14 protein-coding genes are annotated in these 14,107 nt (G+C 52.0%); 6 read left to right on the top strand and 8 right to left on the bottom strand.

Features of this window, described 5'->3' with window-relative positions:
* Window positions 1-9: 9 nt before the first annotated feature.
* Both IEV97_RS17470 and IEV97_RS17465 read left to right on the top strand, forming a co-directional pair.
* Window positions 10-2,439, top strand: coding sequence for a TonB-dependent receptor (locus tag IEV97_RS17470; protein ID WP_188502768.1), 2,430 nt, complete (start codon window positions 10-12; stop codon window positions 2,437-2,439).
* A gap of 154 nt (window positions 2,440-2,593) precedes the next feature.
* Window positions 2,594-2,926 (top strand): DUF983 domain-containing protein, encoded by a 333-nt coding sequence (locus IEV97_RS17465; RefSeq protein ID WP_229734018.1) that lies wholly within the window; start codon window positions 2,594-2,596, stop codon window positions 2,924-2,926.
* 108 nt (window positions 2,927-3,034) lie between these two features.
* Here the strand turns inward: IEV97_RS17465 and IEV97_RS17460 are convergent, their stop codons facing one another.
* Complete coding sequence (locus tag IEV97_RS17460; RefSeq protein WP_188502766.1) at window positions 3,035-3,931, bottom strand: DUF3078 domain-containing protein; 897 nt, start codon at window positions 3,929-3,931, stop codon at window positions 3,035-3,037.
* 145 nt (window positions 3,932-4,076) lie between these two features.
* Entirely contained in the window at window positions 4,077-4,775 is a 699-nt protein-coding gene (locus IEV97_RS17455) for a protein-L-isoaspartate(D-aspartate) O-methyltransferase (protein ID WP_188502765.1), read from the bottom strand.
* A 221-nt stretch (window positions 4,776-4,996) separates the two neighbouring features.
* On the opposite strand from IEV97_RS17455, the gene IEV97_RS17450 reads away from it, so the two are divergent.
* Window positions 4,997-6,148: a serine hydrolase domain-containing protein gene (locus IEV97_RS17450; RefSeq protein WP_229734017.1), complete on the top strand. Its 1,152-nt coding sequence runs from the start codon at window positions 4,997-4,999 to the stop codon at window positions 6,146-6,148.
* 18 nt (window positions 6,149-6,166) lie between these two features.
* Window positions 6,167-6,556 (top strand): DUF2255 family protein, encoded by a 390-nt coding sequence (locus tag IEV97_RS17445; RefSeq protein WP_188502764.1) that lies wholly within the window; start codon window positions 6,167-6,169, stop codon window positions 6,554-6,556.
* Between the two features lie 38 nt (window positions 6,557-6,594).
* Here the strand turns inward: IEV97_RS17445 and IEV97_RS20270 are convergent, their stop codons facing one another.
* The 6 genes from IEV97_RS20270 to ureA all read right to left on the bottom strand — a co-directional run bounded on the left by IEV97_RS20270 (window position 6,595) and on the right by ureA (window position 11,076).
* Entirely contained in the window at window positions 6,595-6,807 is a 213-nt protein-coding gene (locus tag IEV97_RS20270) for a helix-turn-helix domain-containing protein (RefSeq protein ID WP_373283838.1), read from the bottom strand.
* A gap of 247 nt (window positions 6,808-7,054) precedes the next feature.
* A complete protein-coding gene (locus IEV97_RS17435; protein ID WP_188502763.1) occupies window positions 7,055-7,897 on the bottom strand; it encodes an urease accessory protein UreD in 843 nt (280 codons plus the stop codon).
* 32 nt (window positions 7,898-7,929) lie between these two features.
* Complete coding sequence (locus IEV97_RS17430) at window positions 7,930-8,619, bottom strand: urease accessory protein UreF (protein ID WP_188502762.1); 690 nt, start codon at window positions 8,617-8,619, stop codon at window positions 7,930-7,932.
* A 43-nt stretch (window positions 8,620-8,662) separates the two neighbouring features.
* A complete protein-coding gene (gene ureC, locus IEV97_RS17425; protein ID WP_188502761.1) occupies window positions 8,663-10,384 on the bottom strand; it encodes an urease subunit alpha in 1,722 nt (573 codons plus the stop codon).
* Window positions 10,381-10,755 (bottom strand): urease subunit beta, encoded by a 375-nt coding sequence (ureB, locus tag IEV97_RS17420; protein ID WP_188502760.1) that lies wholly within the window; start codon window positions 10,753-10,755, stop codon window positions 10,381-10,383. The genes ureC and ureB overlap by 4 nt, the downstream gene beginning before the upstream one ends.
* Window positions 10,756-10,773: 18 nt before the next feature.
* Complete coding sequence (gene ureA / locus IEV97_RS17415; RefSeq protein WP_188502759.1) at window positions 10,774-11,076, bottom strand: urease subunit gamma; 303 nt, start codon at window positions 11,074-11,076, stop codon at window positions 10,774-10,776.
* Between the two features lie 196 nt (window positions 11,077-11,272).
* Between ureA and IEV97_RS17410 the strand changes: the two genes are divergently transcribed.
* Window positions 11,273-12,055, top strand: coding sequence for an acetoin reductase (locus IEV97_RS17410; RefSeq protein ID WP_188502758.1), 783 nt, complete (start codon window positions 11,273-11,275; stop codon window positions 12,053-12,055).
* Between the two features lie 93 nt (window positions 12,056-12,148).
* Entirely contained in the window at window positions 12,149-13,849 is a 1,701-nt protein-coding gene (locus IEV97_RS17405) for an arylsulfatase (protein ID WP_188502757.1), read from the top strand.
* The last annotated feature ends 258 nt before the right edge of the window (window positions 13,850-14,107 follow it).

Here is a 14,107-nt window from a genome sequence, read left to right as displayed (position 1 = left end):
CTTTCAGCCATGCGCTTCTTATTCTTTTTCTTACTGCTCCTGCCCGCACTCAGCTTTGCCCAATCGGGTGTGATAACGGGTACCGTGCGCGATGCCAATACCAAAGAAGCCCTGATCGGAGTGTCGGTGCAGGTGGTGGGTGCGCAACTGGGGACGGTTACCAACGAAAATGGGGCCTACCGGATCGATAACATTCCGCTGGGTAGCTATACCTTGCAGAGCTCCTACATTGGCTATCAGGCGCTAAGTAAATTTAACGTGAACGTGACGTCGGGAAATGCCCAGATCATCAATTTTGAGCTGGTGCCGGCTACGAGTCAGTTGGGTGAGGTGGAAGTGGTGGCGCGGCGCCGGCAGAGCGCGGCCATCGCCGATATCGTGACACCCCTGTCGGTGCAGAGCCTGAGCACAGAGGAGATCCGCAGCAACCCGGGCGGTAATTTTGACATCTCGAAAGTAGTGCAGGTGCTGCCGGGTGTGGCCACCAGCGGCACGGGTGGGGGCAGTCGCAACGACCTGATCATACGGGGCGGCGCGCCGAGCGAAAACGTGTATTACCTCGATGGCATCGAAATTCCGCTCATCAACCACTTCACCACGCAGGGCAGTGCCGGCGGCGCGACAGGTATACTGAACGTGTCCTTTATCGAGGACCTGAAAGTGAGCTCCTCTGCCTTCGACGCCCGTTACGACAATGCCCTGGCCTCGGTGTTTGAGTTCAGACAGCGCTACGGAAACCCGGAGCGTTTTTCGGGCAACGTGCGCCTGAGCGGTTCGGAGTTTGCCACCACGCTGGAAGGTCCGCTTTCCCCTAAAACCACTTACTTGGTGTCAGCACGCCGCAGCTACCTGCAATTTTTGTTCAAGCTGCTCGACCTGCCCATCCGGCCCAACTATTGGGATTTTCAGTATAAAGTAGACCACAAGATCGACAACAAAACCTCGCTTTCCTTTATCGGGGTGGGGGCCATCGACGAGTTTGCCTTCGGAGTGCCGCGCAAAAGCACGCCCGAAAGCGAGTATATTCTTCGCTCTATACCTTCCAATAACCAATGGAACTACACGACAGGGGTTTCGATGAAGCGGCTCGTCAATGACGGCTATGTGAACCTGGCGCTGAGCCGGAATGCTTTCAATATTGAGCTTGAGAAAGAAGAAGCGGCGCAGGAGGGCGGTACTCCACAACCTACGCTCCAGTCGAATTCACGTGAAACGGAGAACAAGCTGCGACTGGACGTGAACAAGTACCGAAACGGCTTCAAGTACGCTTATGGCGTGTCGGGGCAGTATGTGCAGTTCACCAACGACATCTTCAGTTTGATCCGCAACGAGGTACGCGACGAAAACGGCAACCTGGTGCAGCCAGCCATAACGGTCAACTACGATACCAATCTCGACTTCTTCCGGTATGGCGCTTTCGGGCAGGTGTCGCGCTCGGTGCTCAACAACCGGCTGGGGCTATCTTTTGGTCTGCGAACAGACATGAACTCCTTCACCGACAAAGGTCGCAACCCGCTGAAAACGCTTTCGCCACGCCTCTCGGCCTCATACCTGCTCACTGACAAATGGACGATCAACGGCTCGTGGGGCACTTACTACAAACTGCCGACCTATACCGTGCTGGGCTATCAGGAAAACAATAATTTCCTCAACCGCTCTGCTGATTATATCCGGTCAATCCACTATGTACTGGGCACCGAGTTTCTGCCGCGCGAAGACCTGCGCTTCACCGTGGAGGGCTTCTACAAGGATTACAGCAACTACCCGGTGTCGCTGCGCGACGGCATTTCACTGGCCAACCAGGGAGGTGATTTTGGCTCGATTGGCAACGAAGCGGTAAGCACGACCGGAAAAGGAAGGGCCTATGGTGCCGAGTTTTATGTGCAGAAGAAGCTGACTGGAACGGTGTTCGGGGTGCTTTCCTATACCTACGTGGTGAGTGAGTTTGCCGGCACCGACGGCCGCTACGTGTCCAGTGCCTGGGACTACCGCCACCTGGCCTCCGGTTTGCTGGGCAAGAAGCTGCCGCGCAACTGGGAGTTTGGGGCCAAGTACCGCTACGCGGGCGGGGCTCCTGCTACGCCTTTCGACCTGGAGGCCTCGCAGCGCAACTATGCCTCGCTGGGCGTCGGTATACTTGACTATACCCGCCTCAACACCGAGCGTCTGCGACCGTTTAGCCAGCTGGATGTGCGCATCGACAAAAAGTGGAATTTCAATCGCATCACCCTCGACCTGTTTCTGGACATCGCTAACGTACTGGGCAGCAACACGCCGGGCTTCGACCGCTATACCTTCCAGCGCAACGAGGACAATACCGGCTTCGCCACCACAGACGGCAATCCGCTGCGCCTGGACGGAGGCAATGCTATACCTGTCATCCTCAAAAACGACGATGGCAACCTGGTGCCAACCCTTGGGTTTATCGTGGAATTCTAGCGCAGGAAATTTGACCCGCTGGTGCTCTTTGTTTCTAAATCTCGTACCTTTGAAGTGTAGGTTATAGCATCAGAAAAGAACCAGCATGAGCCAGAAAAATTCCGCCTTATACAGCATATTCTTTAACCGGTGCCCGCGCTGTCGTGAGGGCAAAATGTTTAAGAGTGGACTCTACACCGCTAAGTTTGCCGACATGTACCGGGATTGCCCCTGCTGCGGACAGGAGTTTGAGCCAGAACCTGGCTTTTACTATGGCGCCATGTATGTGAGCTTTGCCTTTAATGTGGCCATCTTCATCATTTCGCTCCTTATCCTGTCCCTGTTTGTAAAAGAGATCACGATGGCCATGATGATCGGGGTAGTGGCTGCTGTGGTGGTCGGGCTTTTGCCAGTCATTTTCAGGTGGTCGCGTTCCCTGTACATCCACATATTCGTGCGCTACGAAGGCCCCTGCAGCGAGATACCTAAAAAGGTGCACTCTTCTTAATCCAGTCCGGCCCGGGAAAGACTTCAAATACATTTACGTATACCTTAAAACAAGCGAGAGCACTTCGGTAGGTCCGGGGTGCTCTCGCTTGTTTATTGGACTGGTGGATTAGTTCACGGTAAAGCCCTGCATGGTATAGAGGATGCCCAAACCCAGTGACTGGTTGTACTGAACATCGCTGTCCTGGTCGTAGTCATAGATGAAGTTGGCCATCAGGTTAACGTTGATATAGCGGTTAACCTTGGCAGTCAGCACGGAGTTGAACAGGTGGTCGATGCGTTTGCCGGTTAGCTCCTTGTAGTTGATGTAGGACATGTAGTTCAGTCTCAGGTTGACGTTGGTGAAAATGTCGCGGTTGTAGCTCGCCTGCACCATGGCAGCAAGCCACTCCGTGCGCACGCTTTTGCCTTCCGGTACGCCGTAGCGCTCGTTCACTGCTACATTATCATCTGCCAGAAACGTGAAGCGGGGCGCAAAAGGGCTTAGGCGAAGCGAGAAATAAGGATTGGGCTTATACTCAGCACCAAGCGCAAAGGTCAGAAAACCCGGCGACAGAAAGTTCGAGATCAGGCGGTCGGTGCCGTCGGCATCCACATCATACTCATAGCCTTTGGTAAACTGCGACAGAAAGTTTGCCGACACAAAAGTATTCCAGTCAGAGGAGATCGCGTAGCCGTACTTGGAGTCGAGGAAGATGCGGTCGATGCTCTTGCGCTGTTCCTCACCCTTGTTTTTAAGCATGCCATACTGCAGCTGCACGGCATTGTCCCAGGTGGTTTTGCCCAGTTTGTAATCGGCGCGGGCATCCACGTTGGCGTTAAAGGCAATAGAGCTGATGCCGCCCGCTTTCCAGTTGTCGCTAAAAGCAGCCTGGTTGAGGTTGATCCCACCCGCAAAGCTGCGACGCCAGGTGGTGTCGGGCTGGGCGGTAATCAAACTGTCTTGTGCTTGCAAAGTGCCAATGCTTAGCCATAGCAAAAGGGAGGTGAGTAAGGTTTTTTTCATGAGGTGCTGGTTATTGGAACGGGGTTGAGATTGTGGAATATAAATTTGCTATATAGTGCTTACGCAATTTTCCAGGGATGGGTATGTCTTTTTGTGATCTGGTCCTTACTATGGACAGGCTATTCACTTTCGGGATAGGTATACGCTATTTCTGTTTCTCCCTGGTGAACGGTACAAAAACCACCGGCATTAGGTTGCGGGTGACGGCTTTGCCCCGTTTCTTTTGGATCAGTTTGAGGGTTTGGGTCATGTATACCGGCCCGACAGGTATGACCATACGGCCCCCTTCCCTGAGCTGCTCAAACAGGGGAGGGGGAACGGACTCGGCGCCCGCCGTTACCACGATCGCATCGAAGGGGGCATGCTCCTCCCAGCCTGCATAGCCATCGCCGATTTTCACCTCCACGTTGTCATAACCCAGCTGCTTGAGTCGCGCTGCGGCCATTTTCCCGTGCTCCGGGATGATCTCGATGGTGTATACCTGCTTTACGATCTCGGCCAGTACGGCCGCCTGGTAGCCCGATCCGGTCCCGATCTCCAGTACTTTCATAGCGGGTGTGGGCTCGATCACCTGGGTCATGTAGGCTACCATGTAAGGCTGGGAGATGGTTTGCTTGTACCCGATGGGCAAAGCGCCATCAGTATAGGCTTCGGCGGCGATGGAGGGGGGGACGAAGAGATGGCGCTGGACGGAGCGCATGGCATTCAGCACGGCTTTGTCACTTATTCCCCGTCGCTTCAGCTGCTGCTCCACCATTTGCTCACGCTTCGCTTTGTATGCGTCTTCCTGCACCGAAGGTGTGAACAGCAGCAAAGAGAGCAGTATGTAAACGGGCATCAGCATAGGCTTCTTAATTTTGACAACAGGTATAGTTATTTATACTTCAGCCTATGGATTATGTTATGGGGCTGTTGCCGGGGAAATACAAATTTCTTTAGGCACGGGTGCTGGGAAAACCGATCTCTTCTTTTATATTTAAAGCTCATTTCCCTTGTTGGTATATTTCAGGTATGGCTTTTAGTATCTTTCAATCGTTCTTAATCCGGGGCGCTGTGGCGTGCGTTTTGTGTTTATCTTTCAGTGCCTGCTCTCAAAACGAAGCGCTTATCGTGGAGGAGGACTGTGAGTTGCACGTAGAGGCCCCCGAAACCTTCACACCCACCGTCGCCACCAAACTTGGCAAGCAGGTAGATTCCCTTTTCACGCAATTGCACAAAAGAAAGGGCTTCAACGGCACCGTGCTTGTCACCAAATATGACCAGATCATTTACCGGGGCGCTTTCGGGTATGCCGATTTCAAAACCAAGGACACCCTGAGTACCCAAACCGTATTTCAGCTGGCCTCCGTTTCGAAGCAGTTCACGGCCGTGGCTGTTATGATGCTGAAGGAGCAGGGCAAATTGAGCTACGACGACAGCCTGCAGGTATACATCCCCGATTTCCCTTACCGTGGCATCACCATCAGGCAACTGCTCACACACCGTTCCGGTCTGCCCAACTATACCTATTTCAGTGATGAATTATGGCCTGACCGCAAGGTGGACCTGAGCAACGACGATGTGCTGAGCATGATGGCCGTGCACAAGCCCAACATCTATTATCAGCCCGACCGTACCTTCAGCTATAGTAATACAGGGTATGCGTTGCTGGCCTCCGTTGTAGAAAAAGCCTCGGGGCAGCCTTTTGCCGAGTTTATGCGCGAGCATATTTTCGAGCCGCTCAAAATGCACAGCACCTATACCTTTAACCACGAGTTAGTTGCCCAGAGCGGCAAAGTGGCATCGGGCCACATAGGGGGCCGCCGCAAGCGCCTGCCCGACTACCAGGACACCGTGCTTGGTGACAAGGGCATGTACTCTACGGTAGAGGACCTGTACAAGTGGGACCAGGCACTCTATACCCAAAAGCTGGTGAAGCGCGAAACACTGGAAGAAGCCTTCTCGCCGACCGGCAAAGTAAATAAAAGAGATGAGTCCTATGGCTACGGCTGGCGCATCAAGCAGCTGGAAAGCGGCGATACGGTGGTCTACCACGGTGGTCTGTGGCATGGCTTCAACACCTACTTTCTGCGTAACCCCAACGACCACAGTTCCATCATTGTGCTCAGCAACTTGACTAACGGCAGCCTGAACTATATGAAGGACGTGCGAAACTTTATGTATCCGGCACGACCTAAAAGCGAACAAAGGCAAGTGCAGGTGGCAAGTGCCCGGTAGTAGGCAGGTATAAATCCGATGAAGCAACAGCAATTTCCAACCGATTTTATCGCCTTCCTGGCCTCTTCTACCCTCGTAGGGGTGAAAGGCGGAATAGCGCGCGAAACTTTTCTCAATATCTGGATGGTCGAAGTGGCGGGGAGGGTTTTCGCCCGCAGTTGGGCCAAAAGTAACAGAAGCTGGTTCACGGCTTTTGTAGAGGAAAGCGTCGGGCAGATCCAATATGGACAAAGTGTGCTGAACGTAAAAGGAGAGCGGGTGAATGACACTGATCTGAACCTGCTCATTGACGAGGCCTACAAAGCCAAGTATACCCAGGAGCACAACCTGCCTTATGTAGCTGGCATCACCCAGCCTGAATACCACCCCTATACAATGGAGTTTATTTTTGATAGTCTGCCGGCTTAGCTGCTTATCAGTGCATTTACAAATAGGGGTCTGGCCATTTAAAAAATAGCCATTTTCTTTCTGAACTGCCTCGGCGATACCCCACTCTTCCTTTTAAAAAATTTCCCAAAAGCTGATTGGTCGGAGAAGTTGAGGCTGTCCGCTATTTGCTTGACCGACAGCTTAGGTTGCTGCAAAAGCAGCCTAGCCTCACTATATATCATCTGGAAAATAAAATCCGCCACCATCTGGCCCGTCAGGCGCTTGACCACCAGCGTCAGGTAGTGGGGCGTGATGTGCAGTTGATTGGCACAACACGAAACTTGATGCTCGGTCTTGTGATGATCAGCTCCTCAGGTATAGCAGCAAAAGGAATTCTCCTTGATGTGCCGCCCTTTTTATAGTAGTAGTGGCTCACTATTAACCAATTCCATATTTGTGAGAAGCACGAATTGTGCGCTTTACCGCCGGTTACGGCCATCTAAAGATTGATGGAAATGTATGATAAAGTCTGCACAGCTATACCTGTTGAACTAATAGTGGCGCTTTGGATTTGGCTGGGACAGGAGCTTCAGGCAGTAAGTTATTTTGCCATATTGCTCCCTGCACACGCTTAAAGCAATTAAACAACTGCTCGCCACCATGGCCAAGAATGCGCAACACAAACCCATTGATAGCTGCCTGGGACAGTCCGAAGAAGACGCCTTTTTCTGCTGCTACTATCTGCTGGACCTTCTCTAGGTATACCTGCACAGGCTGCTCACCGGTGTTCAGGTATACGAGCGTTCCCTGGTGGGTATAGCCCTCCCACTGGCCGATGGTGCCCGGCGGCACCTGCCGCGGCTGTAGCAGCACATTGTCTTTTAGTATAAGCTTCTGTTTGTAATAAACCTCAGTCAGGTTCTGGAAAGAAGTAAACAGGAACGCTTCGCCGGAGTGCTTTCGGCCACAGGTGATGATCTCGCTCAGCAGCAATTCGCACCCCTCCTGCAGGTAGATTGTCGTATGGCCTTCAAACTTCGAATTTTGATGCGGCACCACGGGATGGGGCACGTAGCTGAAAGCGCAGCCGGGTTCCAGCATGATCTTCATGTTCTGAATTGCACCTGTCTGCATTCTGTACAGACGCTGGTAGGCCTGCGACTGCAACTGCAGTCGAGCGCCGGCTTCCAATTTTATAGAAATAGCATATTGGTCATTATCCAGCAAACCCGGCGAGGAACTCATGACCATCAGGTATAAATCATCATCGGTTTTGTATTGCCCCACATTCGCTACCCGAAAAGGCCGCGTGAAAAAGGCGTCTACTAGATAAGACTTCTTTTCCCTGAAACCAGCAACAATCGACAGTTGGCTTATCATGTAGTAAGTTGTGTTCAAAACAATTTTCTGCACTAAGACATGTAGAGTCGCGAGTACAGGTGCTCGTGTTGCATACAGTGAATATCGAATCCAATGTTGCAGACACCCACCAACTCCCTTCTCAGATCAAACGTTTCCTCGGTCAATTGCTCTAGCAGCGGGTGAAGGCGGAAAAGAATATTCTGCCCATCCAACTGCCCCAAAGGAATCAACTTGACACAATTGGTGACCATCCCTACAGCCGCGCTATAATAGAACGCCAGCAACGCTTCTTTCACAGGAACATGCAGCAGAAAAGCATACAGGCCAAAAGTAATGCAGTAGTGCCCGGCAGCTTCCTTTTCAAGGATCGCTTTCTCGAAATGCTCTACCAATTGATGATCTGTTTGCCGGTTAAAAATTTTGAGAAGACGAACTCCCAGTTTCATACTTGCCTGCCTGATTTCTTTTGGGCTTTTTAGGGCCGTGCATTCCTGGTCCAGCTGAATTAATTCGGATACATCTTGGCGAGACGCTGCTTCATATGCCAGCCGGACAAAGGCCGCGTCGTTGTACTTGATGTTGTTGGCCAGCATGCTTCTGATAAAGCTGTCTGCCGAAACCGCATCGTAGACTGTACCTTGCTGCACGTATGCTTCGAGTCCGTTGGAATGTGAAAAGCCCCCGATGGGCAGGGTGGGGTCGGAAAGATGCAGCAGGCTGGTCAGGTAATGGTTTTTCATGCTCTTCTTTTGATGCCTGCTTAATTATTCACAGGTGCCGCAATTAAAATACAAAATAGCGTTGCGCCATGGGTAGCACGCTGGCCGGTTCGCAGGAGGCCAGTTCTCCGTCCACCCGCACCTGGAAAGTTTCCGGGTCCACTTCAATATCCGGCGTTAAACCGTTATGGATCATGTGCTTCTTGTAAATATTGCGGCAACCAAATACGGGCAGGATCATTTTCTTCAGGCCATATTTCTCGATGATGCCCCTCTCAATGGATAGTTTGGATACAAAAGTGGCACAGGTATCAGGCAAGGCACCGCCAAAGGCCCCGAATGTGCGTCGGTACAAGACAGGCTGTGGTGTGGTGATGGTCGCATTCGGGTCACCAATCTGGCCTCCGGCAACCATACCCCCTTTGATGATCATCTCGGGTTTTAAACCGAACATGGCCGGCTTCCACAGCACAATGTCCGCCATTTTGCCCGACTCCAATGATCCCACATAGTCTGCTATACCATGCGTGATGGCGGGATTAATAGTGTACTTGGCGATGTAACGTTTCACCCTGAAATTATCGTTGTCATTCCCTTTGTCTTCCTCCAAAGGGCCCCGCTGCTGCTTCATGCTGTGCGCCACTTGCCAGGTGCGAATCACGACTTCCCCCACCCGGCCCATGGCCTGTGAGTCTGAACTTGTCATGCTCAGCACACCCATGTCGTGCAGCACGTCTTCCGCGGCAACTGTCTCGGGACGAATGCGTGAGTCGGCAAAAGCCACATCCTCGGGAATTTCCTTGCTCAAATGGTGGCAAACCATGAGCATATCCAGGTGCTCGTCTATGGTGTTTACCGTATAGGGCAGGGTCGGGTTGGTGGAGGCTGGCAGCACATTCGGGTACATAGCCGATTTAAGAATATCGGGCGCATGGCCCCCGCCAGCTCCCTCGGTATGGAACATGTGGATTACCCGTCCGTTGATCGCGCTGATGGTGTCCTCCAGGAAACCGACTTCATTCAGGCTGTCGGCGTGGAGGGCAACCTGCACATCGTACTTATCGGCTACTTTCAGGGCGGCGTCAAGCACGGCAGGCGTGGCGCCCCAGTCTTCGTGCACTTTCAATCCCAGCGCACCCGCTTCAATCTGTTCCACCAGTGGGCCGGTGGTGGAACTGCTTCCCTTGCCCAGGAATCCAAAGTTCATAGGAAACGCTTCCACCGATTTGATCATCTTTTCCAGGTTCCATGAACCGGGTGTTACTGAACTGGCCGTGGACCCACTTGTTGTGCCTACGCCGCCCCCGATCATGGTCGTAATGCCGCTGAACAGGGCATGGTCTATCTGATCGGTCGCGATAAAGTGTACGTGGGTATCGATGCCACCTGCCGTGGCAATCAGGCCGCTGCCATCGTGTACTTCAGTGGCGGCACCAATGATCATGTCAGGTTCCACCCCTTCTATGGTGTCGGGGTTGCCAGCCTTCCCGACGTGCACAATTTTACCGTCGCGTATGCCGATGTCCGCCTTGATGATGCCCCAGTGATCGATAATGATGACCCCCGTTATGGCCAGGTCCAGCACACTTTCACTGCGTCTGGCCGTGGAGGATTGCGCCATGCCGTCACGGATGGTTTTGCCGCCCCCGAACTTGTTTTCATCACCGTAAACACAGAAGTCCTTTTCTATTTCGATGATCAGGTCTGTGTCAGCCAAACGAACCTTGTCCCCTACGGTAGGCCCGAACAACTGAGCATATCTTTTTTTATCAATTGGCAGGCTCATATAGTTTCGTTTTTGAAGTTATTGTTTTCAAGGCGTTTCATGGCGGCCATCTTGCTTCTTTCCAGTATTGTATCGCCGCCTACCAGGTTGTTAATGCCGAAAACCCGCCGGGCACCGCCAATAGACGTCAACTCCACTTCCTTTTCCTCACCGGGCTCAAAACGCACTGCCGTACCTGCAGCCACGTTGAGGCGCATCCCGAAAGCCCTCCCTCTGTTAAACAGCATTTGCCTGTTTATCTCAAAGAAGTGACAATGAGAGCCCACCTGCACTGGACGGTCGCCGGTGTTAACCACTTTAATAGAGACCACAGGCCGCCCGACATTGCACATGATTTCACCTTCGCCTATAAAGTATTCTCCTGGTATCATATCTATTAATTTATCGATTTAGCGGATAGGGTTCAGCACGGGTATAAGCTTGGTACCGTCTGGGAAGGTGGCCTCCACATGCACTTCTGTCACCATTTCCGGAATGCCCTCCATCACATCCTCTCTGGTTAACAGAGAGGCGCCATACTGCATCAGTTCGGCCACCGATTTTCCCTCCCGGGCGGCTTCTATTAAACGGTTACTGATAAAAGCGATAGCCTCCGGGTAGTTGAGCTTGATGCCCCGCTCTTTCCGCTTTATTGCTATTTCACCTACCATGTACAGCAGCAGCTTTTCAGTTTCTCGTGGGGATAAATGCATAAGGAGAGGTAGGTTAGGTTATATTATTCAATTCGGTGTAATGGCAAATATTATATATATACAATTTAAAAACGGTATACTACTTATTCTTCAACGATTCCATAGATAAAACGTTACTTATAATGAGTTGTGATTTAGTAAGATAGTAGTTGGGGTATAGCGAACTCACATTATTCAATTAAACCTAGGGGCATGTATGAAGAATCTGGAAAATAAAGTAGCACTGGTAACCGGTGCAGGGCAGGGTATAGGTCGCGCCATCGCCTTGAGGCTGGCAAATGAAGGTGCCAGGGTAGCGATAGTAGATCTCAAGGAAGATAAAATGCAGGCTGTTGCGGAAGAAGTAAAGGCTGCAGGCAGCAAAGCCGTTATTTTCAAGGCCGATGTAACGAACCGGGATACTGTATTTGCCGCTGTGGATTATGCTGAAAAGGAGCTGGGCGGTTTTGACATTATGGTGAACAATGCAGGTATAGCCAGCATCCAGTCCATTGCGGACATTACACCCGACGAATTTGATAAAACCATGCGGGTAAATGTGCAGGGGGTGTTATGGGGCATACAGGCCGCCGCCCAGAAATTTAAGCAGCGCGGGCAAAAGGGAAAGATCAGCAGCGCATCCTCCATTGCCGGGCATGAAGGTTTTGCCCTGCTGGGTCTTTATTCGGCAACCAAATTCGCGGTGCGCGCCCTTACACAGGCAGCGGCCAAAGAGTTTGCAAGTGCCGGGATCACCGTCAACGCCTACTGCCCCGGTGTTGTCGGAACCGATATGTGGGTGGAGATTGACAGGCGGATGGCTGAGATCACCGGGGCACCCATCGGTGAAACGTACAAGAAATACGTGGAGGGCATCGCCCTGGGCCGCGCCGAAACACCGGAAGATGTGGCTGCCTTTGTTTCCTACCTGGCTGGCCCGGACTCAGACTACATGACGGGACAGGCACCACTCATTGATGGAGGCCTCGTGTATCGGTAGAGTTTTGCCAGTTGAGTCTGCGGCTTACGGACTGATTTTAAACTCCCACATACTCCGCACTATTTCAGTGTCTTCAATTATTTCTATACCTGCATGAATCCTCAACGGCAACCCAATTTCCTGCTTATAGTGGTAGACGACATGGGCTATTCCGATTGCCAGCCTTTTGGCGGCGAAATCAGAACACCCCATATTCAGCAGTTGGCGGATAATGGCGTTTGTTTCCGGCATTTTCATACTTCCGCCCTGTGCGCGCCCACCCGGGCTATGCTGCTGTCAGGCTGCGATAACCACCATGCCGGACTGGGCCATATGCCGACTGCGCATGCCACCAACCAATACATGCAGCCCGGTTACGAAGGGTACCTGAACAGCGATGTCCTGACCATGCCCGAAATCTTAAAAGAAGCCGGCTACCATACCTACATGGCCGGTAAGTGGCACCTAGGAGAGCTGGAAGATCGCCGACCACATCATCGCGGCTTTGAGCGAACGTTTTCTTTTTTAGGCGGCGGCGCCAGCCACTTTAACGACCAGCGTCCCTTAAGCGAATTCGAGAAGCCGCACTCAGAGTATACAGAAGACGGCAGAACAATCGAAACCCTGCCCGATGACTTCTATTCCTCCGACTTCTACACCGATAAGATGATGCAGTATGTGACGGAGCAGCAGGATGATAACCCGTTTTTTGCCTACCTGGCTTTCACTGCACCACACGACCCCTTGCAGGTGCCGGATGACTGGCTGGATAAGTATCAAGGCGTCTATGATGGCGGGTATGATGCCATCCGGAAGCAGCGCCTGCAACGGATGAAGGAGCTGGGGCTTATACCTGAAGGAGTATCTCAAAACGAAGGCAGCGGCCTATTTGGGACATGGGATGAACTCTCCTACGAAGAACGCAGGGAGGCGGCACGCAAAATGGAGATCTATGCTGCCATGCTGGAGAATCTGGACTGGAACCTGGGGCGCCTGTTTGACAGGCTGAAAGAACTGAACAAATTCGACGACACGATCATCTTCTTTCTCTCCGACAATGGTGCCAACCCCAAAGAGCCACACTTTTATGCGCCTAATACCGAAGAGTCAATTGAGCGGGAATATGATAACCGCCTGGAAAATTACGGAAAGATCAACTCGTTTCTTTCCATCGGCGGGGCCTGGGCCGAAGTAGCCAATACGCCTTTGTCTTATTTCAAACTCACTACCTACGAAGGCGGCACGCAAACGCCGCTGATCGTTTCAGGCAGACGCATGCACAAACGTGGCGTGGTTACGGACGAATTGCTGCATGTGACCGATATCCTGCCCACTATTCTGGATTATGCCAATGTGCCCTACCCGAGCACAAATAATGAGATGAAGCCACTCTACGGCACTTCGCTCAAACCATGCTTGCAGGAGGAAACGAAACAGCCGGTGCGCAATGCGTTTGATGTGCTGGGGTTTGAAATAGCGGAATGCAAAGCCGTGCGGAAAGGAGTCTGGAAACTGATCTTCATGCCGCCCCCCTACGGTGAAGGCGATGAGTGGCACTTGTTCAATCTGAAAGAGGACATCGACGAGGATAACAATCTGGCCCGGCAATTACCTGAAAAATACAAGGAATTAAAGGCAGAATGGGAGGCTTATGCGCTTTCGGTGGGATACATAGAGGCCAATGGCGAAAGCGCATTAGCCAAACTCGGTTTTGAAGAATTTTACCGTTTTGATCCAAAGCACCGGATAGACCCTAAGTCAGGACTCGGGAAAGCTCCTGAAAAGAACGTTGAGCCAACTGACTTGGGGGATTAAACCAGACTGGGTTATTGACATCCTAATCAAAATTTCAGGGATCGTATCGCCGGTCTTTGTCTTCCTGACGATATTCAATGGCGGCCTAACCCGGAAGGTAAGCGACATTATAAGTGTCTCAGAGACAAAATATTCAGCCTGCGCATGTCAGTGGTCAATTTTATACTGGCGCCGCTATTTGTGTTGTTAATGCTGCCATTCTATCCGCTTGATCCATACCTCCGCTTTGGCCTTACGATCTCCAGTATCTGCGCCGGT

The sequence above is a fragment of the Pontibacter amylolyticus genome, assembly GCF_014638845.1.
GTDB lineage: Bacteria > Bacteroidota > Bacteroidia > Cytophagales > Hymenobacteraceae > Pontibacter > Pontibacter amylolyticus.
The sequence above is the reverse complement of the archived record's forward strand: the minus strand, read 5'-3'. Positions and strand labels throughout refer to the sequence as shown.

Coding starts and splice junctions, on each gene's coding strand:
- IEV97_RS17430 (WP_188502762.1), bottom strand. CDS start 8,619: ATGAAAAACCATTACCTGACCAGCCTGCTGCATCTTTCCGACCCCACC.
- IEV97_RS17455 (WP_188502765.1), bottom strand. CDS start 4,775: ATGCTGATGCCCGTTTACATACTGCTCTCTTTGCTGCTGTTCACACCT.
- IEV97_RS17435 (WP_188502763.1), bottom strand. CDS start 7,897: ATGATAAGCCAACTGTCGATTGTTGCTGGTTTCAGGGAAAAGAAGTCT.
- IEV97_RS17460 (WP_188502766.1), bottom strand. CDS start 3,931: ATGAAAAAAACCTTACTCACCTCCCTTTTGCTATGGCTAAGCATTGGC.
- ureA (WP_188502759.1), bottom strand. CDS start 11,076: ATGCATTTATCCCCACGAGAAACTGAAAAGCTGCTGCTGTACATGGTA.
- ureB (WP_188502760.1), bottom strand. CDS start 10,755: ATGATACCAGGAGAATACTTTATAGGCGAAGGTGAAATCATGTGCAAT.
- IEV97_RS17410 (WP_188502758.1), top strand. CDS start 11,273: ATGAAGAATCTGGAAAATAAAGTAGCACTGGTAACCGGTGCAGGGCAG.
- IEV97_RS17465 (WP_229734018.1), top strand. CDS start 2,594: ATGTTTAAGAGTGGACTCTACACCGCTAAGTTTGCCGACATGTACCGG.
- IEV97_RS17405 (WP_188502757.1), top strand. CDS start 12,149: ATGAATCCTCAACGGCAACCCAATTTCCTGCTTATAGTGGTAGACGAC.
- ureC (WP_188502761.1), bottom strand. CDS start 10,384: ATGAGCCTGCCAATTGATAAAAAAAGATATGCTCAGTTGTTCGGGCCT.
- IEV97_RS17470 (WP_188502768.1), top strand. CDS start 10: ATGCGCTTCTTATTCTTTTTCTTACTGCTCCTGCCCGCACTCAGCTTT.
- IEV97_RS17445 (WP_188502764.1), top strand. CDS start 6,167: ATGAAGCAACAGCAATTTCCAACCGATTTTATCGCCTTCCTGGCCTCT.